Source organism: Streptomyces sp. NPDC001880 (assembly GCF_053594575.1).
The window spans coordinates 54,323-76,117 of record NZ_JBSFET010000004.1 but is presented as its reverse complement, the minus strand read 5'-3'; the positions used below and the strand labels follow the sequence as shown (position 1 = coordinate 76,117).

The following is a 21,795-nucleotide window of genomic DNA, read 5'->3' as shown; positions in this document are numbered from 1 at the left end:
CACGTGTAGAGGGTCGTGAATCAGCGGCGCCACCGCCGGGTGGCGACACAGGTGCAGGCTGATCAGCCCTGGTGCTTGAGGATGTATTCGGCAGCGTCGCCGACCGTCTTGAGGTTCTTGACGTCGTCGTCGGGGATCTTCACGTCGAAGCGCTCCTCGGCGGCGACGACGACCTCGACCATGGACAGCGAGTCGACGTCCAGGTCGTCGGTGAAGGACTTGTCCAGCTGGACGTCCTCGACCGGGATACCGGCGATCTCGTTGACGATCTCGGCGAGACCCTTGACGATCTCTTCCTGAGTGGCGGCCATGTTGGCGCTCCTTCGATGTTTATCTGCAGGTTGGGACGTGCGGGCCGAAACGGCCCGGTGTGCCTAGGGGAGGGTAACGACCGTTGCGGCGTAGACGAGACCCGCCCCGAAGCCGATGACGAGCGCGGTGTCGCCGCTCTTCGCCTGACCGGTCGCCAGAAGCCGCTCCATCGCGAGCGGAATCGAGGCGGCGGAGGTGTTGCCGGTGGTCTCCACGTCGCGGGCGACGGTGACGTTCTCCGGCAGCTTCAGGGTCTTCACCATCGAGTCGATGATCCGCATGTTGGCCTGGTGCGGAATGAAGACGTCCAGGTCTTCCGGTGCGATCCCGGCCGCGTCCAGCGCCTGCTGGGCGACCTTCGCCATCTCGAAGACGGCCCAGCGGAAGACCGCCTGGCCCTCCTGCGTGATGGCCGGGAACTTGACGTTGCCCTGGGAGTCGAGCGGGAGCTGCGACACGTCGCCGATGTGGAACTGGTTCCACGGCACGGTCTGCTTGATCGTGCCGGCCTTGTCGCCCTCGGAGCCCCACACGGTCGGGCCTATGGCCGGAACATCGGAAGGCCCGACGATGACCGCGCCGGCGCCGTCGCCGAACAGGAAGGCCGTCGCCCGGTCCTCCAGGTCGGTCAGGTCGGACAGCCGCTCCACACCGATGACCAGGACGTACTCCGCCGAACCCTCGACGATCATGCCCTTGGCGAGGGTCAGTCCGTAGCCGAAGCCGGCGCAGCCCGCCGAGATGTCGAACGCGGCGGCCTTGTCGGTGCCGAGCTTGTCGGCGATCTCGGTGGCGATCGCGGGCGTCTGCGCGAAGTGCGAGACGGTGGAGACGACCACGGCCCCGATCTGGTCGGGACGGATCCCGGCGTCCGCGATGGCCTTGCCGGACGCCTCGATCGACATCGCGGCGACGGTCTCCTCGTCGTTCGCCCAGTGGCGGGTGGCGATGCCGGAGCGCGAGCGGATCCACTCGTCGGACGAGTCGATCTTTTCGAGAATCACCTCGTTGGGCACGACCCGGGTCGGGCGGTAGCCGCCGACACCCATGATCCGCGCGTACGGGGCGCCTTGGCTGGGCTTGATCTTCGACATTCTCTCGGGCTCCTTAGGCGCCCACGTGCTCGGAGATGAGCGCGCGGGCCGCGTCGAGGTCGTCGGGGGTCTTGAGCGCGAGTGTCTGGACACCGGGCAGCGCGCGCTTGGCGAGCCCCGTGAGGGTGCCGCCGGGGCACGCCTCGATGAGAGCCGTGACGCCCAGCTCCTTGAAGGTCTCCATGCACAGGTCCCAGCGGACCGGGTTGGCCACCTGGCCGACCAGCCGGGAGATGACCTCGTCGCCGGTGGCGACGGCCTTTCCGTCGGCGTTCGAGATGTAGGTCACGGCCGGGTCGGCGGGCGCCAGCTCGGCGGCGGCCTCGCGCAGCCGGTCGACGGCGGGGGCCATGTGGCTCGTGTGGAAGGCACCGGCGACCTTGAGGGGCACCACGCGGCGCACACCCTCGGGCTTGTCCTCGACCAGCGCGGCGATCTGCGCGGCGGTGCCCGCGGCGACGATCTGACCCGCCCCGTTGACGTTCGCCGGGGTCAGCCCGAGCTTCTCCAGGTGTGCGACCGACACATCGGGGTCGCCGCCCAGCAGCGCCGCCATGCCGGTCTCGGTGACCGCCGCGGCCTCGGCCATGGCGAGCCCGCGGGCCCGTACGAGACGCAGCGCGGCCTCGTCGCCGATGACTCCGGCGAGGGCGGCTGCGGTGATCTCACCAACGCTGTGACCTGCGACGACGTTCGGCGACGCATCGAGTGCGGCGGCGGACAGCAGACCGGCGGCCACCAGCAGCGGCTGCGCCACCGCGGTGTCACGGATCTCATCCGCGTCGGCCTTGGTGCCGTAGTGGGCGAGGTCGAGCCCGATGGCGTCGGACCAGCCCGCGATGCGGTCGGCGGCACCGGGGAGGTCGAGCCAGGGAGTCAGGAAGCCGGGCGTCTGAGCGCCTTGGCCGGGAGCGACGAGTACGAGCACCCTCACACTCTCTCTTGTGAACGGTCCGGAACACCCGTGGGGACAGGGACGAAGAACCGTATGGGGAATTGTTGATGTCCGACAAAAGTCTAGGACTGAGGATCTCTCGCGACCAAGCGCCCCAGGATCAGGGCGATCCGCAGCGTGAATGCCGAGCGAACGTCGGAAGGGGACCATCCGGTGACGTCTGTCACACGTCGGAGCCGGTAGCGCACGGTGTTCGGGTGGACGAACAGCATTCTGGCCGCGCCCTCCAGACTGCTTGCCTGCTCCAGATACACACTGAGAGTTTCGAGCAGAGCGGAGCCCGCTTCTTCCAGCGGTCTGTAGATCTCCTCCACCAACTGGTCCCGCGCGGCGGGGTCGCCCGCCATCGCGCGCTCCGGCAGCAGATCGTCGGCGAGCACCGGCCGGGGGGCGTCCTGCCAGGCAGCGCACGCCCTGAGTCCGGCGGCCGCGGCCTGCGCGGACCGGGTCGCCGCCAGCAGGTCGGGCACCACGGGTCCGGCGACGACGGGGCCCGCCGCGTACGGGCCGATCAGCGCCTTCGCGACCTGCAACGGGTTGTCGCTGCCGCCCGCGATGACCACCAGGCGGTTGCCGAGCACCCCGGTCAGGACCTGGAGCTTGGCGTGCCGGGCGGCCCGCCTGATCGCCTCCACGGTCAGCTCGCTGTCGCCGTCCGGAGCGGTGCCGAGCACCACGCAGACGTGCTCGGGGGAGTTCCAGCCGAGCGCCGCGGCGCGTGACACGGCGCCCTCGTCGGCCTCGCCGGACAGCACCGCGTTCACCACGAGCGATTCCAGCCGGGCGTCCCAGGCGCCGCGCGCCTCGGCGGCCTGCGCGTACACCTGGGCGGTCGCGAAGGCGATCTCCCGGGCGTAGACGAGCAGCGCCTCGCGCAGCACCGACTCGTCGCCGGGCGCGGCGACCTCCTCGATCGCGGCCTCCATGACCTCGATCGTCGTACGCACCATCTCGACGGTCTGCCGCAGGGTGATCGCCCGGGTCAGCTCGCGCGGAGCCGTCCCGAAAACGTCGGTGGAGATGGCCTGAGGGGTCTCCGGGTGCCGGAACCACTCGGTGAACGCCGCGATACCGGCCTGGGCCACCAGGCCGATCCAGGACCGGTTCTCAGGAGGCATCGCCCGGTACCACGGCAGCGACTCGTCCATGCGGGCGATCGCGTTCGCGGCGAGCCGGCCGGAGGACTGTTCCAGACGCTTCAGGGTCGCGGCATGCAGGTGGGCGGCGTTCGCATCGGGCTGTTCAGGATCGGGTCGGGACACGGAGACAAGAGTGCCTTATCAGGCCACGGGCGCGGAGAGCCGGGGCGACCGCGGGTCGTACCGGCGGGTAGCGGCCGGGGGTTCCCGCGTTCCCGCCCGGGGGCTTCTCTGCGTTCCCGCGCGGGGGTTTCTCCCGTGCCCCTGCCCGGGGGCTTCTCTGCGTTCCCGCGCGGGGGTTTCTCCCGTGCCCCCGCCCGGGGGCTTCTCTGTGCTCCCGCCCGGGGATTCCCCCGTGCTCCCGCCCGGGGATTCCCCCGTGCTCCCGCCCGGGGATTCCCCCGTGCTCCCGCCCGGGGATTCCCCCGCGCTCCCGCCCGGGGATTCCCCCGTGCTCCCGCCCGGGGATTCCCCCGTGCTCCCGCCCGGGGATTCCCCCGTGCTCCCGCCCGGCTACCGTGGGCGGGTGATCTCCGTACACCGCGCCGAGGACCGGTACCAGGGCGGCGACCAGGACGCCGGCATCCTGTCCCGGCACGCCTTCTCCTTCGGCAGCTTCTACGACCCGGACAATCTGCGCTTCGGCCCGATCCTGGCCTGCAACACGGAGCGGCTGGAGCCCGGCGCGGGCTTCGACGAACACCCCCACAGCCATACGGAGATCGTCACCTGGGTCGTCGAGGGCGAGCTGACCCACCGCGACTCCACCGGCCATGCCACGCTCGTACGCCCCGGCGACCTCCAGCACCTCAGCGCCGCCTCCGGCGTGCGCCACGTCGAACGCAACGACGGGGCCGCCCCGCTGACGTTCGTCCAGATGTGGCTGGCACCCCTCGAACCGGGCGGCGAACCCTCGTACTCGATCGTCCCCGGCCTCACCGACGATGCCCCCTACGCCCTCCCTGCGGCCGGTGCGCTGCTCCATGTGCGCAGGCCGGCCACGGGGGAGCGGGCGGCGCTGCCGGACGCGGCGCGGGTGTACGTCCAGGTGGTGGCCGGGGGCGTACGGCTCGGCGACGAGGAGCTGGAGCCGGGCGACTCGGTACGGATCACCGGGGAGGAAGGGCTGGAGCTGGTCGCGACCGGACCGGCCGAGGTGCTGATCTGGGAACTGTCTGCCTGACCTACCGGCCGAGGTGCCGAACCGGGAACCGCCGGCCTGACCTACCGGCCGCTGTCCCGGCGCCACATCGACCACATCGGCGGCCCGGACCGGAACGTCATCTCCTCGTGCACCACGAAGCCGTGCCGCTGGTAGAAGGTGAGATTGCGGCGGTTGCTGGACTCCAGGAAGACCGGCCGCCCGTCCGCGTCCGCCCGCTCCAGCAGCCCGCCGAGCACCCGCGCCCCGCGCCCCGTGCCGCGCGCGTCCGCCCGGGTGCCGATGTACTCGACGTACCAGTGCTCGGGACCGGCCGGGTGACGGTGCTCCATGGCGAACAACCGCCCGGCCGTACGTGGGAGTTGAGTCCTTGCCGCGCGTACGAGTGGCCCCGCGTTGCGCAGCAGGTACGTCATCGGCAGCTTCCATTTCCCGGGCTCCGCCCACACCGCCGCGACGGTGCGGTCCGGATCGGTCCACACGCGGCCGGCCGGGACCTGCTGGGCCAGATGCGCGGTGAACAGCAGCCGCAGCCGCCGGTCCCGGTCGCGCGGCATCAGCCAGCTCCAGACGGGATCCTCGGCATAGGCACTGGCGAGTACGGCGGCGAGTGCGGGGACATCGGCGGCGGTAGCGCGGACTGTGTCGGCCATGGCCGAGGAGAGTAGCGGGTGTCGCGTCGGCCATGCCTCTCTGTCCGGCGGGCCGACCGATTCTGCCCCCGTGTACCTGGCCCGCACCTGCATGTTCCGCGTAGTGATGGAGGGGCCACCACCACCCCGTGCACCCTTACGGAAGGCTTCTGATGCGCGCACGAGACTCCGAACGCACCCGTGGTTCCGCTCGCGCGCGTACCCCGGTGAGACGGCCGGAGACGGGCGAGCTCCCCGAGCACCTGCCGCTCACCCTTCAGAGCAGCCTCGGCAACGCCGCCGTCGTCCAGCTGCTCCGCCAGGCCGGACACTCCTGGGCGCAGCCCGAGGAGCAGCAGCATTCGGAGGAGCACCAGCACGAGGTGCAGCGTTCCGCCGTCCACGACGTCCTGCGTACCGGCGGCAAGCCGATGGACACCGGACTCCGGGAGGAGATGGAGTCGCGCCTCGGCGCCGACTTCTCCGACGTACGCATTCACGACGACAGCGCCGCACGGGCCTCCGCCGCCGAGGTCGGCGCCCGCGCCTACACCTCCGGCCACCATGTCGTCGTCGGCGCGGGCGGAGGCGACAAGCACACCCTCGCCCATGAACTGACCCACGTCATCCAGCAACGGCAGGGCGCGGTTGCCGGCACCGACAACGGCGCGGGCCTGCGGATCTCCGACCCTTCGGACACCTATGAGCGGGCCGCGGAGCAGAACGCCCGCCGGGTCATGTCCGCACCGGTACGGACCGGGGCGCCCGGCGACCGGGTGAAGCCGGAATCGCATGCGCCGTCGACCGCCGGGACGCCGGTTCAGCGAGCCGGTGACTGGAAGAACAATCCGACGAAGAACGCCTTGGCCGCGCAGAAGGCGGCCAACCCGGGCAACGCGCTCGTGCACACCCTGCACCACATCGTGCCCAAGTCACTGCTCGAAAAATTTGCCGGGCTCCTCACCCCGGGCCAGCTGACCGATGTCGTGACGGCTCTGGCGCCGGTCGCCCCGACCGCGTTCACGAGCAACAGCGCCCAACTCAACGCCGTGTCCAAGGCATTGAAGAACGTTCCGGCCAACTTCGCGCTCGGTCCCGAACCGGCGGTCCGTAACGACGACCCGGGCAGCGGCGGACCGGACCTCAACTTCGCCGGGGACGGTGCCATCACGCCCCGGTCCGAACAGCTGGAAAGGGTTTACGACTTCATCGACGCGAAGGTGACCGCCGGGGCGGCGGTCGCGCAGGCGGATCTGCAGAACGACTTCATCGACCCCCTGAAGCAGGCCTGCATCGAGCACAATGCCGTGATCGCCCGTCTCGGCCTCGCCAACGGTGTGGGACTCGACCCGAACCGAACGGCCTGGTCGGGCAACGCGGCCACGCGGTCCCAGCACCGGACCCACATGATCGAACCGCTCGTCTGACGAGGACGAAGGGGCCCGGGACGACGGTCGGTCGTCCTCGGGCCCCTTCGCCGTTCAGGCTTCGGACGACCTCAGAGCGTGCCCACGAACGCCCGCCAGGCGTCCGCCCCGACGACCAGGACCGGCCCGTCCGGGTTCTTGCTGTCGCGCACGGGCACGGCGCAGGGGAGACCGTCGACCACTTCGAGGCAGTCGCCGCCGCTGGTGCCGCTGTAGCTGGACTTGCGCCATGCGGCGCCGCCGGTGACGGTGCACTCGACGCAGTCGCCGCCGGTGTTTCCGCTGTAACTGGACTTACGCCACGGCGCGTTCTTCAGGTCGCGACTGGTTTCCATAACGCTCCTCCATCACGCGGGCGATCAGTGCGGTCGACGCCTCAACGGAGAGTGCCGCAGCCTGCAAGTGAGCGTAACGGAGCGAGGCTTCCCTGATGGTGTCGGGGCTGGCAGTCATGTGACCGGAGATGACGTCCTCCGTGTAGACGAGGTCGGGGTCGTTTTCGAAGCGGAGGAGGTTGAACGACCCAGCAAGGCTCGCGTGTTCGCCCGCCTCGAAGGGCAGCACCTGGATTCGCGTCCACCGACGGTCTGCATACTCCAACAGGCGGCTGAGTTGGTCCCGCATGACTTGGTAGCCGCCGATCGGCCGGTACAGTGCGGCCTCGTCGAGGACGACCCATGCGAGCGGTGGCAGTTCCCGCTCCAGGATGCGCTGGCGTTCCATGCGAGCAGCCACCAGGCCTTCGAGGTCGTCAGGCAGGCCGGTGGCCAGCAGCGCCCGCGCGTAGTCCTCCGTCTGCAACAACCCGTACACCATCTGCGCCTGGTAGGTGGAGATATATGCCGCTTTGGCCTCCATCTCTGCGTACGGTTGGAACCAGGCGGGCAGTTGGCTGTGCAGGACCAGGCCGATCAGCCGCGAGAACACCCCGCCCGTGTTGAGCGCCGCGTCCACGCGCTCGGAGAAGTCGCGGGTGGGCACCTTCTTGGTGGTCTCGATCTGACCGATCAAGGAGCCCGTGCAGAAGATGATGTCGCCGAGCTGATTCTGCTTGAGGCCGGCGGCCTCTCTCTGGCGGCGCAGTTCCCAGCCGTAGTAATCCAGTGGGGAAGCGCTCGGGTCGAGCGTGTGGATGTTGGCCACGGCGGGGCGCACCTCCGGCGTTCAACGCCTCGCGGCGTTCGTTTCCGTACGTAGCCGAGCGTAGTCAAACCGCTGCACTCTGGTGACATGAATCACGTAACTGCTCCGCCGCCGGAGAGTATCGAGCCGACCTACCACGCCGACTTCGCGGTGGGCGAGCACTCCGCGCGGCATCTGCGCCGCATCCTGCACCTCTACCTCACCGGCTGGGAACTCCTGGAGGTGGCCGACGCGGCGGAGCTGGCGCTGACCGAGCTGATCGCGAACGTCGTACGGCACGTGCCCGGCCGTCGCTGTCAGACGTTCATCTTCCTGCTCCCGACCGGGGGCGTGCGGGTCGAGGTCGCGGACGGCTGTCCGGACGTGCCGAGGATGGTCGTCGGAGACGAACTCGACGAGGGCGGGCGCGGGTTGCTGCTGGTCGCCGCGCTCACCGACTGGTGGGGCGTCGAGCCGCGCCGGGACGGGCGCGGCAAGACGGTGTGGTTCGAGTGCCTGGCCGCGAAGGCGGCGGACCGGTGATCCCCCTCAGCGGCCGGAGCGCAGCTCCGCGAGCACCGCGTCCGTGAACGGCGGCCATGCCTCCACCGCCCACGGGCCGAAGGCCCGGTCGGTCAGCGCGACGCACGCCGCGCCCGCGACCGGGTCGATCCACAGGAACGTGCCCGACTGCCCGAAGTGCCCGAAGGTCGCGGGCGACGAGGAACTGCCCGTCCAATGCGGTGACTTGGAATCCCGGATCTCGAAGCCGAGTCCCCAGTCGTTGGGGTTCTGGTGTCCGTAGCCCGGCAGCACGCCCTTCAGGCCCGGGTGTACGACGGTCTGCGCGGCGAGCACCGTGTGCGGGTCGAGCAGCCGGGGCACCTGCACCTCCGCCGCGAACCGCACGAGGTCGTCGACGGTCGAGACGCCGTCCTTGGCGGGCGAGCCGTCCACCGTCGTCGCAGTCATGCCCAGCGGTTCCAGTACGGCCTGGCGCACGTACTCCGGGAACGGGATGTCGGTGGCCTTGGCTATGTGGTCGCCGAGCACCTCGAAGCCCGCGTTGGAGTAGATCCGGCGGGTGCCGGGCGCGGACATCGTACGGTGCTCGTCGAAGGCGAGCCCGCTGGTGTGGGCGAGCAGGTGCCGGACGGTGGACCCCTCGGGCCCGGCCGGTTCGTCGAACTCGATCGCGCCCTCCTCGTACGCCACCAGCGCCGCGTAGGCCGCGATCGGCTTGGTGACGGAGGCGAGCGGGAATCGGTGCGCGGTCGGGCCGTGCGTACCGAGAACGGTGCCGTCCGCTCGTACGACGGCAGCCGCCGCGGTGGGGACGGGCCAGTTGTCGATCATCGCCAGGCTCTGCATGCGTACGAGCCTAAGGGCTGTCCCGTAATCCCTGGTGGGCGCACGACGACAGCTACTTCCCCAAGCTCTCGGCTGCGCTCGAGCAGGGGAGACCCATGACGTCCCGTTCTTCCTAAGGCGTGCGCGCCTCGACGAGCGGGGGAAGAGGGCCGACGAGGCGGTCCCGTATTGGCTGCGCCGGAGAGGTGAGTGACGGGGCTGCTCTCGCGCGCGGAGCGCAGATTCCGTGTCCCGGGCCTGTTGTCTGTGTGCTTGCGCCCTCCTTCCGAGGGGCGATGAACTGAAGGAAGGGAGCCGTGATGGAACCTGGTGGCGATGTGATCGTGGAGCTGATGGCCGACCATCGTGAACTTGAGGCGTTGTTTTCGCAGATCGAGTTGCAGCCGGTTGACCACCCCCGGCGGCGGGTGTTGGCGGACCGTCTGACCGCGGAACTGGTTCGGCACACGGTCGCCGAGGAACTGCATCTCTATCCCGCGGTGCGCAACCACGTACCGCACGGTGCGGCACTGGCAGACAAGGAACTCGCCGATCACGCCGGAGTCGAGCAGATGCTCAAGGACCTCGAAGTCCGAAACGTCGATGACCCGCAGTTCAACGACACGATCGCGAAGCTGAGGTTCGAGGTCGCCTCCCACGTGCGCGAGGAAGAGCACGAACTGTTCCCGAAACTCGCAGCGGCTCTCCCGCCCGAGAAGCTGGACGCACTCGGCCGGCTGGTGCGCCGGGCCAGGGAAACAGCCCCCACCCGCCCCCATCCATCCCTCCCGAACACTCCGCCCGCCAACAGACTGCTCGTTCCTGGAGCCGGTCTGGTGGACCGGGTACGCGACCTGCTCCGCACAACCACCGGCTGAACCCCGAGCCGGGTGGAACTCGCGCCCCGCGATGCCCAGGCAGACCCTGCCGTCGGTGTCCGCTTCGAGCACGTCGGCCGTGTAGATGTACGCACTGATCTTCGTGATGTCTGCCATGGGATTTCCTTCCGTCGGTGAAGGCGAGGGCGTGGTCGCGTTGGCACGCCAGGCGTGCGTCCTGCCTCGGTGTCCGTGTGCGGGTGCCGCAAAGTCCGGCGTCGGCGGGGATACGAACGTGGCTGGCTGCTCGCTTCGGGAAGCGGCCCGGGACGGTTCCGGCCCCGTGCGCGGTGCCGGGCCGCCGCCACGGCGCCCGGCCTCCTCACCCCCGGCTGTTGCTAACGGTATTTCCACAGGCGCTTACAGTGACTGTTCTTGTGGAGGCGCTCGTTCCGCGCTTGGTGCGGCCTGGTCGTGTCCGCGGGCGAGTCCACTGCCGTGACCGAGGCCGTGGCGGAGCAGGAAGCGGCTGCCCGCGTAGAACCCATGGCAGGAGACCCGATACGTGCTCGTCGGCTGGCTGGCGGTGCGCTGTCGATGGAACATGAGGGGGATATGGATGTGCGACGTTCGTGGGATCACTTCCTGGAGCCGCCATCAGGCCGTGGTCTGGTGGCGATCCCGTTCGTGCTGATCGTGACGATCACCGTGCTGGACATCTACACCGGGCCCGATGTCCAGCTGGGCCCCTTGCTGGTCATTGCGCCCGCTCTGACCGCCTCCCTCGCCGGGACACGCCTCACCGCTGTCGCCGGGGTCCTGGCAGTGGCGGCCCAAGTGTTCATCGCCGTCTCCCTCGGCGGACTGACCACGCCCAACCGCATGGCGCAGATCGCCGCGCTGGCCGTGCTCTCCGCCTTGGTGCTCTTCATGCGGTTCGTGCGGGAGCGGCGCGACCGGGCACTGAGCCTGGCACGCTCTGTGGCCGAGACGGCTCAGAGGGTGCTGCTTCGGCCTCCGCCACGCCGGATCGGGCCGTTGCAGGTGGCATGGCTGTATATGTCCGCGCAGGACGAGGCCGAGATCGGGGGTGATCTGTTCGCGTTCGCCCGCGCCGCGCATGCCGCGACCCGGGTGGTCATCGGCGATGTCCGGGGCAACGGGCTGGCCGCCATCGGCGAGGCCTCGCTGGTGCTGGGGGCATTCCGAGAGGGCGCTCACCGGCAGGCCACCCTCCCCGAGCTGGTGACTGCCCTCGAAGACAGCGTCTCCCGGAACCTGGAGGACGTGGCGGACACCGAGCACGACCCCGGCGAACACTTCACCACCTGCCTCGTCCTGGAACTCCCCGACGACGCACCCTTGGCCGCCGAGATGATCAACCGCGGGCACCCTCCGCCCCTGCTGGTGCACGATCAGCAGGTCACGGCCCTGCACGCCCGAGAGCCCCTGCCTCCGCTGGGCGTGTGCGAACGACCGATCGAGGACGACCGCATCGACCCCTTCACCTTCACATCTGGTGACATGCTCGTCCTCTACACCGACGGTGTCATCGAAGCCCGCGACTCGTCCGGCGCGTTCTACCCGCTCGCCGAACGAGTCGCCTCCTTCCCTGCCGGCAGCCCCGACACTCTGCTGCACCACATCCACCGCGATCTGCTCACCCACATCGGCGGCTGCCCCGCCGACGACGCCGCCCTCCTGGTCATCAAGCGCGCCCCGTCCCACCGGCCGCACCTCACACCCCATCCCGTTGGTCACGGTCACCACCGCCGGCACCACCTCAGTGGCAGATCAACTCGGCCGGCGGGATCTACCGGTACATCGGGGACCAGCCGAACTGATCCCGGAAGCCGACGAAGGTGACTGGGCCCGTGGTTCGTCCGGGCCCGAGCCCGGATACCTGTATCGCCTCCATCACGGCGGTGACCCCGGGGGCGGTCGTTCGTGCTGCCGCCCGTGACCACCAGAGCGAGCGGACGGCCCAGGATCCTGCTGGTCCGCCCTCCTCGGTGCCGGCCGAGCGCCCGTGCCACCCCTGCCCGGGACTTCTCTGGGTTCCTCGCGCACCTCGCGGAGACAATGATCGCCTACGTCGTGATCTTCCTGCTCCCTCGTCTGCTCCCGGTCCACCCCCGGCCTCTGAAGAGGGTTCGGCAGCTGCCACCACTCTGTCCCGCATTGTGCTTGCTTCGAGTGCACTCCAAGGTTCTAGCGTGGAGGGCATGACGGTGATGGAGAGCACTTCCGCGAAGGTGGACGCCTGCGCCACGGCCCCGCAGGCGCATCCGCGTCCCGAGGGGCAGGACCGGTACACCATCAGCGAGGTCGCGGCCCTCACCGGGCTCACCGCGCACACCCTGCGCTGGTACGAGCGGATCGGGCTGATGCCGCACGTCGACCGGTCCCACACCGGCCAGCGCCGCTTCACCAACCGCGACCTGGACTGGCTGGCCTTCGTCGGCAAGCTGCGGCTGACCGGGATGCCGGTCGCCGACATGGTCCGGTACGCGGAGCTGCTGCGCGAGGGCGAGCACACCTTCGAGGAACGGCAGGAGCTGCTGGAGGCGACCCGCCGCGACGTGAGGACGCGGATCGCGGAGCTCCAGGACACCCTCGCCGTGCTCGACTACAAGATCGACTTCTACGCGAGCGCCCGGCGGGCGCCGGAAGGGCCCAGTGCCTGACCGCGTCCGTGAACGCAAGGAGCAGCAGGCTGCTGGAGAACGTGACGGCCACCCGACTCATGCTTACCGCCGAGGAGTTGGCGCAGCTGGAGCCGATCGCGGGGCCGATGCCCGGGGACCGGTACCCGGACATGAGCCTGACGTCCGCAGCGCGCGAGTAGGCGGCTGCCCGGGGACTTACCGGGCACTCACCGCGCCTTCTCCTCCGTGATCGCGGCGAAGGCGCGGAGCGAGTCCGTGCCCGGGGCGAAGTAGCCGGTGTGACCGCGGGCGTCGTCGGCCGGGACGCGGCGCGCGCCGAACTCCGGGGAGGCCGGGTCGGGGCCGTGGCCCAGCCCCGCCACCTCGACGTTCGGTACGTCGTCGATCCAGTCCGTGGCGTCCTTCGCGGCCCAGACCCGGGCGCCGGTCTGCAGATCGGCGACATCGTCCGCGCGCATCCCGGGCGAGCCGAGGACCACCAGGTCCCGGGCGCGCAGCCGGGGCGCGGCGAGCCCGCACACGACGGAGCCGTAGCTGTGGCAGAACACGGCGGGCGCGGGCACGCCGTCGGCCGCGAGACCGTCCGTGAACCGCTCCAGCCGGTCGGCCCCCGCCTCGGCGAGCGAGCCCGTCGCGGCATCGATGCCGAGGCCCACGGGGGTGGTGTACCCGGCCCAGGCGATGACCGCACTGCCGGGCCCGGTCCGGGCGTACAGCGCCTTCGCCATGCCGGCCGGAGTGCCGTACACATCGTGCGTACGGCCGAAGGTCCCGGCGTCGATGTCCGAGCCCGGTACCACGACCGCGACATGCCGCGCGGTGCGCAGGTCCCCGAAGACCTCGGCGACCTGGCCGCGCCCGCGCGGGTCGAACGCGAGGATCTGCCGCCCCCGGCCCTTTCCGAGGTGGGCGTACCGGCGGTCGTGACTGGCCTGCAGGGAAAGGGCGTTGGCCCGGTAGCGCAGTTCGACCGGGACGCCGTCCAGATTGCCGACGACGAGCGGATGGCGTATGGCCAGGGCCTGTTGCTGTGCTTCGGTCAACCCCTGGAAGAAGCGGGCCACTTCGGCCGGGGTGCTCCGTCCCGGGTCGGGCAGCTCCCGGCCCGGCGCGTGGTCCGCACGCCAGGCCGCGGTGCCCGGGGGCGGCCCGGTGAGGGCCTGCTGGGCGTTCCCGGACGCCCACCCGGCCGACCCCGCCACCATGGTCGTGGCCAGTGCGAACGCGACCAGAGCCCTCGCGTAACGGGGCATCCCCTCGCCCTCCCTCTCCGGCTGTTCCGGCTCCCGTGCGCCGTGCGGCGCGACGGGGAGGAAGGTAGGGAGAGGGCGGGTCCGGGGGCGTCACACCAGGGGGCCAAGTACGGAGTCATACCGGGGTAGGGCGTATGGGCTCCGGGCGAGCGGGAGGACCCTCACCCCTCGCCCGGCACCACCACCCCCGCCTCGTACGCGAAGATCACCGCCTGTGCCCGGTCCCGCAGGTCCAGCTTGGCCAGCACCCGGCCGATGTGTGTCTTCACCGTCTGCTCGGCCAGCACCAGCTTCCCCGCGATCTCCTGGTTGGACAGGCCCCGCGCGATCAGTTCGAGCACCTCCGTCTCGCGCGGAGTCAGCCCGTTCAGCCGCAGCGACTGGCCGCTGCGGGTGGCCCCGGTCGGGCCCTGGCGGGCGAAGTCCGCGATCAGTCGACGGGTCACGGACGGGGCGAGCAGCGCCTCGCCCGCCGCGACCACCCGCACCGCCGAGATCAGGTCCGCGGGCGGTGCGTCCTTCAGCAGGAAGCCGGACGCCCCGGCGCGCAGTGCCTCGTACACGTAGTCGTCCACGTCGAACGTGGTGAGCATCAGGACCTTCGGCCGGTGCACCACCCCCGCCGGGGGGTTCAGCAGTTCGCGGGCCGCCGCCAGACCGTCCATCTCGGGCATCCGGACATCCATCAGGACCACGTCCGGGTGGACGCTCCGGCTGACCTCGATGCCCTGGCGCCCGTCCGGGGCCTCACCGACCACGTCGATATCGCTCTGCGCCGAGAGCAGCGCCGCGAACCCCGCCCGCACCATGGCCTGGTCGTCGACGATGATCACGCGGATGGTCAAGAGTCCTCCGGAACCGTGGGAGCAACAGGGGTCAGGGGCAGCCGCGCGGCCACCCGGAAGCCGCCGTCGGGCAGCGGTCCGGTGTCCAGCGTGCCGCCGGTCAACCGTACTCGTTCGCGCATACCGACCAGGCCGTGCCCCGTCCCGGTCGTCTCCAGCGGCGAAAAGGGTTGCTCCGCAGGGTCGTTGACCACCAGGACGGTCAGATGCGCGCCGTCGGACGTGACCGACACCCGGGTCCGCGCACCGGGCGCGTGGCGGATCACATTGGCCAGCGCCTCCTGCACGATCCGGTACGCCGACACATCCACCGCCTGCGGTACGTCGGGTAGTTGGGCCGGGAGCGACAGCTCGGCCGGCAGCCCCGCCCGTACCGTCGCCTCCACCAGCTGCTGCACCCGGTCGAGCCCCGGCTGCGGTGCCCGCTCGCCCTTGGTTCCGTCGCTGCGCAGCACCGTGAGCAGCCGCCGCATCTCCGTCAGCGACTCCCGCGCGCTCGCCGCTATCGCCTCGAACTCCTCGCGCGCCTGCTCGGGCAGGCCGCTGATCCGGTAGGGCGCGGAGTCGGCCTGGACCGTGATCACGGACATGTGGTGCGCGACCACGTCGTGCAGCTCACGGGCGATCCTGGCGCGCTCCTCCAGCAGCGTGCGCTGCGCCCGCTCCGCCTCGCTGATGGTCTCCTGCTCGGCGAGCCGGCGCTGCGCGTCGCCCCGTTCCCGGATCACCGCACCGATCACCATGAGCACCGCGCCGAACGCCGGGAGCAGCGCCGAGGTGCCATTGCTGCGGCCGGTGCCGCCCAGGTGCAGGACCAGGCTCGCCAAGGCGGTCAGCGCCCAGACGGAGGCCACGGTCCGCCGGGTCTCGCGCAGGGCCACCGCCAGCATCACGAAGAGGTAGCAGATCAGTGTGGGCGGGGGCCACGGCCAGATGCCCGTCGGCGGGTCCGGGTACTCCAGCAGGACCAGCGCCCCCAGAATGTCCGCGGGGAAGACGATCCACCACGCCTGCAACGGGCGGTGCGCCAGCATCAGCAGCGGCGCCGTCTGGGCGACGGTCAGCAGGCCCGCCAGTCCCTGGCCCACACCGTAGTCGTTGGTCAGCACATTGAGCGTGACCGGGACGAAGACCGCCCCGAGGGCGAGGACGACCACGTACGGCAGCAGCCTCCGCCACCGCTTGGGCGCGTCCGCGAGCGGCGGAACCGGGGGATGGGACGGATGCGAGAGGCCGTGGGTGATTTCGCACAGATTGCGGCGGGCGGCGCTCAGCAGGCCGTCGGCGGCGGGCTGCGGGCGCGGCGGCGCCCCGGTCGGGGCATGGGGCGGGGAAGTGGTCATGACCGCATCAGCCTAGGACGTGTTTCGAGAGTGGCGTCGTCCGCCCGGAGGGGGCGCCCCCGACCAGGCGGGACTTTCGAAACACGCCCTGGGGAGCGGACCTGCCCGGTGGCGTCATACCTGGGTTCCGGTCCGCCGCCGGGCCTCTCGTACGGGGGTACTACCGGCCGACCGGCCGCAGTGCGCTACAACTCGGCGAGCAGTTGGGCCTTCTTGGCGCTGAACTCGTCGTCCGTCACCAGACCGGCCTGGTGCAGATCCCCGAGGTGCCGGATCCGCTCCGCGATGTCCGCGGGGTCGCGCCGCCCCGCGCCCGCCAGGACGGCCGCGGGCACCACGGCCGAGGAGTGGTTCCTGCGCACCGATTCCAGCACGGCCGCGGCGAACGGCAGCGACTCGTGCACCGGGCCATAGCCGAGCCCGAAGACCACCGCGGCCGGGTCCTGATCGGCCCGGGTGGGGCGGGACGCCACCGGCTGCGGGCCGGGCACCGCACCCGGATCCGCGACCATGTCCGCACCACTGCCCCGGCAGGGGCCCGCGCCCGGTCCCGGAACCGCGTTCTCCAGGCCCCTCGGCATCAGCCGCAGGTAGCCCTCGAACCCCTCCGGCGAGCGCCACTCGACGCCGCTCAGCTCCGTCACCGGGAACGTCTGGTCGCCGGCCTTCCACTTCGCCGTGGAGGCGCCCGTCCAGAACCAGCGGAAGGAGACCCGGTCGCCGTCGAAGCCGGCCCGGCCGTCGTACGCCTTGAACTGCATCGGTGCCTCGGGCGCCGCGACCAGGAACCGGTCGGCGGGCTCCGATGCCTCGGGGCCGAGCCGGGCGCGCAGTTCGTCCGCGTAGTACTCGGCCAGCGTCTCGCGCTCGGCGGGGAGCACCAGCCGGTACGGATCGCAGCCGTCCTTCAGCTGCCCGGCAGCGGCCTCGACCAGTGGATCGGCACCGCGTCTCGGCACGGCACGCAGGACCACCGTGCCCCGCTTGCCCGGGGTCAGCGTCACCGACGACAGCGCCGCGTGCGGGACGCGTCGTTCACGAAGGCTCTGGAAGAGCTTCGGTGTGCGGATTCCCCGTTCGAAGCGGATGAGCACGGAGTCGGTGTCGAACTCCCAGGTGGCATGAATTCCGGCCAGCACATCACCCATGTGCCTCATCGTATGCGGCACTTGCCTCGTACGTCCCCCCTCGGCGCAGGCATCGGTCGATGGTCGGCCAGGGCCCCCGCGCCCGTCAGATGCCCTGGCTTCCGGTGATTCGTTCGCGGCAGCCGCCGTCGGAGACGGCGCAGCTCACCGATTCGTAGGCGCCCACGCCGATGGCGGCGAAGTTGCCGAGACTCTCGGTACCCGGCTCGAAATAGCCGCTGTGCCCGACCGCACCGCCCGCCGAGACGATCCGCGCGCCGAAGCCCGGGTCGACCGGGTCCGCGCCGTGGCCCAGCCCGCCGAGCTCCAGGTTCGGTACGCCCTCGATCCAGTCGTCGTGATCGCGCATCGCCCACACCCTGGCCCCGGTCCGCAACTGCGCGGCGTTCTCCACCCGCATGCCGGGGCTGCCGGCCACCGCGATGTCGCCGACCCTGGTGGGCAGTTGGTGCGCGGCGACCCCGCAGAGCACCGAGCCGTAGCTGTGGCAGAACAGCGAGACCGGGGCATGGCCGGGCAACGCGCCCACCAGTGCCCTCAGCCGCACCGCCCCGCGCTCGGCGAGATTGCCCAGGGCCGCGTCCATGCCGATTCCGGCGGGCGTGATGTAGTCGGCCCAGGCGATGACGGCGGTACGGATGCCGGGGCGCGCGGCGCGCTCCGCCGCGTACAGCGACTTCGCCATGCCGACCGGCGCGGTGTTCACCTTGGGCGCGGACCGCTCCAGCGTCAGCAGATTGGTGTCCACGCCGGGGACGATCACCGAGATCCGGTCGGCCCGGTCGAGACTGCCGAACACCTCGGCGGCCCGGCCCTTCCCGGACGGGTCGAAGGCGAGGAAGTGGCGGCCCCGGGCGAGCATCGAATCGAAGCGGTCCATCCGGCGGACCGCCTCGGCGCGGCCGTCCGGGGAGAGCCGCACATCGTGCATGCGCCGCCGCTCGACCTGCCGTGCCTGTGTCAGGGCCCGCCGGTTGGCGCGGTAGCGCAGGGTGACCGGGGCTCCGTTCAAATTGCCCACGACCAAGGGGTACTTGTCGGCCAGCGCGGAGCGCTGCGCGGCCGTGAGCGTGGCGAAGAACTGGGCCAGCCGGTACGGCGGGGCGTCGATGTCCGGCAGCGCGTGACCCGCCACCCTGCCCCGCGCCCAGGCGGCGAGTGCGATCGTGCGTGGCTCGTCGGAGGGTTGGTGACGTACGGCGGTCCAGCCAGTGGTCGCCAGCATCACGAACACGACCGCGACGGCGAGCAGCGCGCGCCATGCGGTGAGCGTGGGGGAGGAGTCGAAGGAAGTCACTCCGGCCCACATTAGGAGACACGCGACGACAGCCGTGAAGAGGGTGACACACATCACCCGGCTGCGGGGAATTCGGGTGCGTGCCTTTCACGCTGTGTGGTTGTCACACGCACGCTCAGGCGCGCGGAGCGCCTCCGGGATGTCGTATGTGGCCGCAGGGGAGCGGCTGTTGTGGCGTCGGTCGTGCCGCGGCGGTGAGGAGTGCGGGACGCCGGACGGGTCGCCCGGTCGTCACACCGTTCCGGCGTCCGCCCGCCAGTTGCCGGCCAGTGCCGGTCCGAGCTGGTCCAGGTACGACTCGGTCAGGACGCGCAGCGATTCCACGTCGCCGTCCCGGCTCCGCCCCCAGAGCTGACCGGTCACCCGCATCACCCCGCAGAAGGCCGCCACGGCCACCCTCGGCCGCGGGTCCTCGTCCACGTCGAGCCCCTCGCGCCCGGCGATCAGCTGGGCGACCTGGTTCTCCAGGGCGCAGCTCCGTCGCAGATGGGCGGCGAGCAGCGTGGGCGTCGACTCGATCATCCGGTACGTACGCATGTGGAGTTCGACCGTGATGATCTCCTGGGTCACCTCGCCGATGCTGCTCCAGGCGCAGAGGACCGCGTTGCGCATCGCCTCGAACGGGGTCTCGTCGGCGGGGCGTCGGCGCAGCTGCGCGAGGAAGTGCGACTCCACCATCTCCTGGATGGCGAAGGCGGCCTCCTCCTTGGAGGCGAAGTAGCGGAAGAAGGTGCGCTGGGAGACCTCCACGGCGTCGACGATCTCGTCGACGGTGGTCTCGTCGTACCCCTGGGTGGTGAAAAGATCGAGGGCGGCGTGCAGCAGGGCGTCCCGGGTGCGTCGCTTCTTCCGTTCGCGCAGTCCGGTCTTCCGGTCGCGCAGTCCGGTCGGATACGCGGCCTGCTGCCCATCGGTCACTGAACTGGCCTTCTTTCTCCTGCTTTGTCCAGCTCAGCGTACCTGTGAGCTACGTGACAGTTACCGACTAGTGAAATGGTTTGTCAACTGTCAGAGGCTGACACTAATCTCCCGGACATGACTAGTCAGACCACCGTCGACAAGGCGTCGCGGGAGCCGCGGAAAGCCGCCGCTCCAGCACCCGCCAAGGGGCTGCGCGGCCACCCCTGGCTGACGCTCTTCTCCGTGGCCATCGGCGTGATGATGGTCGCGCTCGACGGCACGATCGTCGCGATCGCCAACCCCGCCATCCAGCAGGATCTGCACGCCTCGCTCGCAGACGTCCAGTGGATCACCAACGGCTACATGCTCGCACTCGCGGTCTCCCTGATCACCGCGGGCAAACTCGGTGACCGGTTCGGCCACCGCCAGACCTTCCTCATAGGTGTCGTGGGCTTCGCCGCGGCATCCGGGGCCATCGGCCTGTCCGACAGCGTCGCCCTGGTGATCGTGTTCCGGGTGCTCCAGGGCCTCTTCGGCGCCCTGCTGATGCCCGCCGCGCTCGGCCTGCTGCGCGCCACCTTCCCGGCCGAGAAGCTGAACATGGCGATCGGCATCTGGGGCATGGTGATCGGTGCCTCGACCGCGGGTGGTCCGATCCTCGGCGGCGTGCTCGTCGAGCACGTCAACTGGCAGTCCGTCTTCTTCATCAATGTGCCGGTCGGTGTGATCGCGCTGGTGCTGGGCCTGGTGATCCTCAAGGACCACCGCGCCGAGAACGCGCCGCGCTCCTTCGACATCGGCGGCATCGTGCTGCTGTCGCAGGCGATGTTCTGCCTGATCTGGGCGCTCATCAAGGGCGCCGAGTGGGGCTGGGGCGACTACAAGACGCTCGGCTTCCTGGGCGCCGCCGTGGCCCTGTTCGTGGTCTTCGCGCTCTCCCAGAAGAACGTCAGGGAACCGCTGATCCCGCTCGCGATGTTCCGCTCCATTCCGCTGTCCGCGGGCGTGGTCCTGATGGTGCTGATGGCCTTCGCGTTCATGGGCGGCCTGTTCTTCGTCACCTTCTACCTCCAGAACGTGCACGGTCTGAGCCCCGTCGACAGCGGCCTGCACCTGCTGCCGCTGACCGGCATGATGATCGTCGCCTCGCCGCTCGCGGGTGCCATGATCACCAAGTTCGGCCCGCGGGTTCCGCTGGTCGGCGGCATGGTGTGCACGGCGGTCGCCATGTTCGGCATGTCCCGGCTGGAGATCGGCACCGGCACCGTGACCATGTCGATCTGGTTCGGCCTGCTCGGCCTCGGCCTCGCCCCGGTGATGGTCGGCGCCACCGAGGTCATCGTCGGCAATGCCCCGATGGAACTCTCCGGCGTCGCGGGCGGTCTCCAGCAGGCCGCCATGCAGGTCGGCGGCAGCCTCGGTACGGCGGTGCTCGGCGCCGTCATGGCGTCCCAGGTCGACTCCAAGCTGGAGGACAACTGGACGGCGGCGCAGCTCCCGCCGCTCAGTCCGCAGCAGCTGGACCAGGCGTCCTCGGCCGTCGAGGTCGGCATCCCGCCGGTCGGCGGCAACGTCCCGCCGGAGATCGCGGGGAAGATCGCGGGCGTCGCCCATGACACCTTCGTGTCAGGGATGAGCACGGCGTTCATGGTCGCCGGTGTCGTCGCGGCGGTCGCCGCGGTGGTCGCCACGCTCACCAAGCGCGGTGCCAACGCCGGGGCGGGCGCGGGCGCCGGTCACATCTGACCGGACCCACGACGGCTCGCGGACTCCGCGCCCACGCGTCAGCACAGTGCGTACAACAGCCCCGCCGGACCCCTCCGGCGGGGCTGTCGCCTATCCGGGTGGTGTGGTCCGCGGCCCCTTTCCCGGACGCTTGGCCGCAGGTCAGGGTGCGTGCAACTGATCCGCACCAGCACGGGGGACGAATTCCATGCGTACGACCGTTCTTGCCAGCGCCCTGGCCGCCGCCTCCCTGGCCGCCATCGCCCTGACCCCGCAGACCGCCGCCCACTCCGCACCCGTCGGGCTCGGCTCCTGCGCCGCCGGCCAGCTCTGCCTCTGGGACGAGCCGGACTTCACCGGCACCCGCCGGACTCATGAGCTGTCCACCACCGACATCGACAGCTGTGTCCCGCTGCCGAAGGGCAGCAGGGTCCAGGCACTCGCCAACCGCACCGGCCGCCCCGTCACCACGTACCAGTCGGCGGAATGCGCCGAGACCGGCGAGTTCGAGACGTACCCGGGCGGCGGCACCTGGGTGCCCCGGTCCCCGTACCAGGTCAGGGCCTTCAAGATCTGGGAGAACTGACCGCGGGCCGGAGCACGT

Annotated in this window: 22 protein-coding genes and 1 pseudogene; 9 read left to right on the top strand and 14 right to left on the bottom strand. The window is 70.6% G+C overall.

The features are described from left to right. Positions 1 to 62 precede the first annotated feature (62 nt). The 4 genes from ACWCQ6_RS03940 to ACWCQ6_RS03925 form a co-directional block, all read right to left on the bottom strand. Positions 63 to 311 (bottom strand): acyl carrier protein, encoded by a 249-nt coding sequence (locus ACWCQ6_RS03940; protein ID WP_451085185.1) that lies wholly within the window; start codon positions 309 to 311, stop codon positions 63 to 65. Between the two features lie 63 nt (positions 312 to 374). Then, positions 375 to 1,406, bottom strand: a complete 1,032-nt coding sequence (locus ACWCQ6_RS03935; RefSeq protein WP_451085184.1) for a beta-ketoacyl-ACP synthase 3 — start codon at positions 1,404 to 1,406, stop codon at positions 375 to 377. 13 nt (positions 1,407 to 1,419) lie between these two features. Further along, positions 1,420 to 2,334, bottom strand: coding sequence for an ACP S-malonyltransferase (locus ACWCQ6_RS03930; protein ID WP_451085183.1), 915 nt, complete (start codon positions 2,332 to 2,334; stop codon positions 1,420 to 1,422). A gap of 89 nt (positions 2,335 to 2,423) precedes the next feature. After that, positions 2,424 to 3,623, bottom strand: a complete 1,200-nt coding sequence (locus ACWCQ6_RS03925) for a PucR family transcriptional regulator (RefSeq protein ID WP_451085182.1) — start codon at positions 3,621 to 3,623, stop codon at positions 2,424 to 2,426. A gap of 403 nt (positions 3,624 to 4,026) precedes the next feature. Here ACWCQ6_RS03925 and ACWCQ6_RS03920 point away from each other — a divergent pair, with 403 nt between their 5' ends. Beyond that, positions 4,027 to 4,683 (top strand): pirin family protein, encoded by a 657-nt coding sequence (locus ACWCQ6_RS03920; protein WP_451085181.1) that lies wholly within the window; start codon positions 4,027 to 4,029, stop codon positions 4,681 to 4,683. A gap of 41 nt (positions 4,684 to 4,724) precedes the next feature. On the opposite strand, the gene ACWCQ6_RS03915 is transcribed toward ACWCQ6_RS03920, so the two are convergent. Beyond that, complete coding sequence (locus ACWCQ6_RS03915; protein ID WP_451085180.1) at positions 4,725 to 5,315, bottom strand: GNAT family N-acetyltransferase; 591 nt, start codon at positions 5,313 to 5,315, stop codon at positions 4,725 to 4,727. A gap of 206 nt (positions 5,316 to 5,521) precedes the next feature. Here ACWCQ6_RS03915 and ACWCQ6_RS03910 point away from each other — a divergent pair, with 206 nt between their 5' ends. Beyond that, complete coding sequence (locus ACWCQ6_RS03910; RefSeq protein WP_451085179.1) at positions 5,522 to 6,721, top strand: eCIS core domain-containing protein; 1,200 nt, start codon at positions 5,522 to 5,524, stop codon at positions 6,719 to 6,721. A 71-nt stretch (positions 6,722 to 6,792) separates the two neighbouring features. On the opposite strand, the gene ACWCQ6_RS03905 is transcribed toward ACWCQ6_RS03910, so the two are convergent. Then, positions 6,793 to 7,056 carry a DUF397 domain-containing protein gene (locus tag ACWCQ6_RS03905; RefSeq protein ID WP_451085178.1) on the bottom strand — a complete coding sequence of 88 codons (264 nt, stop codon included), beginning with the start codon at positions 7,054 to 7,056 and terminating at the stop codon, positions 6,793 to 6,795. After that, the gene (locus ACWCQ6_RS03900) at positions 7,016 to 7,864 is read right to left on the bottom strand and encodes a helix-turn-helix domain-containing protein (RefSeq protein ID WP_451085177.1); all 849 of its coding nucleotides are present in this window, start codon (positions 7,862 to 7,864) and stop codon (positions 7,016 to 7,018) included. The genes ACWCQ6_RS03905 and ACWCQ6_RS03900 overlap by 41 nt, the downstream gene beginning before the upstream one ends. Before the next feature lie 87 nt (positions 7,865 to 7,951). Here ACWCQ6_RS03900 and ACWCQ6_RS03895 point away from each other — a divergent pair, with 87 nt between their 5' ends. Then, positions 7,952 to 8,386: an ATP-binding protein gene (locus ACWCQ6_RS03895; RefSeq protein ID WP_451085176.1), complete on the top strand. Its 435-nt coding sequence runs from the start codon at positions 7,952 to 7,954 to the stop codon at positions 8,384 to 8,386. 6 nt (positions 8,387 to 8,392) lie between these two features. Here the strand turns inward: ACWCQ6_RS03895 and ACWCQ6_RS03890 are convergent, their stop codons facing one another. Then, positions 8,393 to 9,214, bottom strand: a complete 822-nt coding sequence (locus ACWCQ6_RS03890) for a serine hydrolase domain-containing protein (RefSeq protein ID WP_451085175.1) — start codon at positions 9,212 to 9,214, stop codon at positions 8,393 to 8,395. Between the two features lie 299 nt (positions 9,215 to 9,513). On the opposite strand from ACWCQ6_RS03890, the gene ACWCQ6_RS03885 reads away from it, so the two are divergent. The 4 genes and pseudogenes from ACWCQ6_RS03885 to ACWCQ6_RS03870 form a co-directional block, all read left to right on the top strand. Then, positions 9,514 to 10,071: a hemerythrin domain-containing protein gene (locus ACWCQ6_RS03885; RefSeq protein WP_451085336.1), complete on the top strand. Its 558-nt coding sequence runs from the start codon at positions 9,514 to 9,516 to the stop codon at positions 10,069 to 10,071. 555 nt (positions 10,072 to 10,626) lie between these two features. After that, a complete protein-coding gene (locus tag ACWCQ6_RS03880) occupies positions 10,627 to 11,877 on the top strand; it encodes a PP2C family protein-serine/threonine phosphatase (RefSeq protein ID WP_451085174.1) in 1,251 nt (416 codons plus the stop codon). A gap of 359 nt (positions 11,878 to 12,236) precedes the next feature. Continuing rightward, on the top strand, positions 12,237 to 12,698 hold the full coding sequence (locus ACWCQ6_RS03875) for a MerR family transcriptional regulator (RefSeq protein ID WP_451085173.1): 462 nt from the start codon (positions 12,237 to 12,239) through the stop codon (positions 12,696 to 12,698). A 17-nt stretch (positions 12,699 to 12,715) separates the two neighbouring features. Further along, positions 12,716 to 12,859, top strand: a pseudogene (locus ACWCQ6_RS03870) (aldo/keto reductase); the annotation flags it as partial. Positions 12,860 to 12,886: 27 nt separating this feature from the next. Here the strand turns inward: ACWCQ6_RS03870 and ACWCQ6_RS03865 are convergent. The 6 genes from ACWCQ6_RS03865 to ACWCQ6_RS03840 all read right to left on the bottom strand — a co-directional run bounded on the left by ACWCQ6_RS03865 (position 12,887) and on the right by ACWCQ6_RS03840 (position 19,484). After that, the gene (locus ACWCQ6_RS03865) at positions 12,887 to 13,933 is read right to left on the bottom strand and encodes an alpha/beta hydrolase (RefSeq protein ID WP_451085172.1); all 1,047 of its coding nucleotides are present in this window, start codon (positions 13,931 to 13,933) and stop codon (positions 12,887 to 12,889) included. Between the two features lie 161 nt (positions 13,934 to 14,094). Then, positions 14,095 to 14,778 (bottom strand): response regulator, encoded by a 684-nt coding sequence (locus tag ACWCQ6_RS03860; RefSeq protein WP_451085171.1) that lies wholly within the window; start codon positions 14,776 to 14,778, stop codon positions 14,095 to 14,097. Next, positions 14,775 to 16,121: a sensor histidine kinase gene (locus ACWCQ6_RS03855; protein ID WP_451085170.1), complete on the bottom strand. Its 1,347-nt coding sequence runs from the start codon at positions 16,119 to 16,121 to the stop codon at positions 14,775 to 14,777. Before ACWCQ6_RS03855 ends, ACWCQ6_RS03860 begins: the two co-directional genes overlap by 4 nt. Positions 16,122 to 16,306: 185 nt before the next feature. Continuing rightward, positions 16,307 to 17,269 carry a DUF4429 domain-containing protein gene (locus tag ACWCQ6_RS03850; protein ID WP_451085169.1) on the bottom strand — a complete coding sequence of 321 codons (963 nt, stop codon included), beginning with the start codon at positions 17,267 to 17,269 and terminating at the stop codon, positions 16,307 to 16,309. Between the two features lie 85 nt (positions 17,270 to 17,354). After that, positions 17,355 to 18,566 carry an alpha/beta hydrolase gene (locus ACWCQ6_RS03845; protein WP_451085168.1) on the bottom strand — a complete coding sequence of 404 codons (1,212 nt, stop codon included), beginning with the start codon at positions 18,564 to 18,566 and terminating at the stop codon, positions 17,355 to 17,357. A 231-nt stretch (positions 18,567 to 18,797) separates the two neighbouring features. Further along, on the bottom strand, positions 18,798 to 19,484 hold the full coding sequence (locus tag ACWCQ6_RS03840) for a TetR family transcriptional regulator (protein ID WP_451085167.1): 687 nt from the start codon (positions 19,482 to 19,484) through the stop codon (positions 18,798 to 18,800). Positions 19,485 to 19,601: 117 nt separating this feature from the next. Between ACWCQ6_RS03840 and ACWCQ6_RS03835 the strand changes: the two genes are divergently transcribed. Further along, positions 19,602 to 21,212: an MFS transporter gene (locus tag ACWCQ6_RS03835; protein WP_451085166.1), complete on the top strand. Its 1,611-nt coding sequence runs from the start codon at positions 19,602 to 19,604 to the stop codon at positions 21,210 to 21,212. A gap of 187 nt (positions 21,213 to 21,399) precedes the next feature. Next, a complete protein-coding gene (locus ACWCQ6_RS03830) occupies positions 21,400 to 21,777 on the top strand; it encodes a peptidase inhibitor family I36 protein (protein ID WP_451085165.1) in 378 nt (125 codons plus the stop codon). Positions 21,778 to 21,795: the final 18 nt, after the last annotated feature.

Bases quoted from the DNA above. Each gene is read 5' to 3' on its own strand.
- ACWCQ6_RS03895 (WP_451085176.1), top strand. From the start codon at position 7,952: ATGAATCACGTAACTGCTCCGCCGCCGGAGAGTATCGAGCCGACCTAC.
- ACWCQ6_RS03865 (WP_451085172.1), bottom strand. From the start codon at position 13,933: ATGCCCCGTTACGCGAGGGCTCTGGTCGCGTTCGCACTGGCCACGACC.
- ACWCQ6_RS03875 (WP_451085173.1), top strand. From the start codon at position 12,237: ATGACGGTGATGGAGAGCACTTCCGCGAAGGTGGACGCCTGCGCCACG.
- ACWCQ6_RS03905 (WP_451085178.1), bottom strand. From the start codon at position 7,056: ATGGAAACCAGTCGCGACCTGAAGAACGCGCCGTGGCGTAAGTCCAGT.
- ACWCQ6_RS03830 (WP_451085165.1), top strand. From the start codon at position 21,400: ATGCGTACGACCGTTCTTGCCAGCGCCCTGGCCGCCGCCTCCCTGGCC.
- ACWCQ6_RS03940 (WP_451085185.1), bottom strand. From the start codon at position 311: ATGGCCGCCACTCAGGAAGAGATCGTCAAGGGTCTCGCCGAGATCGTC.
- ACWCQ6_RS03890 (WP_451085175.1), bottom strand. From the start codon at position 9,214: ATGCAGAGCCTGGCGATGATCGACAACTGGCCCGTCCCCACCGCGGCG.
- ACWCQ6_RS03915 (WP_451085180.1), bottom strand. From the start codon at position 5,315: ATGGCCGACACAGTCCGCGCTACCGCCGCCGATGTCCCCGCACTCGCC.
- ACWCQ6_RS03880 (WP_451085174.1), top strand. From the start codon at position 10,627: ATGGATGTGCGACGTTCGTGGGATCACTTCCTGGAGCCGCCATCAGGC.
- ACWCQ6_RS03850 (WP_451085169.1), bottom strand. From the start codon at position 17,269: ATGGGTGATGTGCTGGCCGGAATTCATGCCACCTGGGAGTTCGACACC.
- ACWCQ6_RS03885 (WP_451085336.1), top strand. From the start codon at position 9,514: ATGGAACCTGGTGGCGATGTGATCGTGGAGCTGATGGCCGACCATCGT.
- ACWCQ6_RS03835 (WP_451085166.1), top strand. From the start codon at position 19,602: ATGACTAGTCAGACCACCGTCGACAAGGCGTCGCGGGAGCCGCGGAAA.
- ACWCQ6_RS03855 (WP_451085170.1), bottom strand. From the start codon at position 16,121: ATGACCACTTCCCCGCCCCATGCCCCGACCGGGGCGCCGCCGCGCCCG.
- ACWCQ6_RS03935 (WP_451085184.1), bottom strand. From the start codon at position 1,406: ATGTCGAAGATCAAGCCCAGCCAAGGCGCCCCGTACGCGCGGATCATG.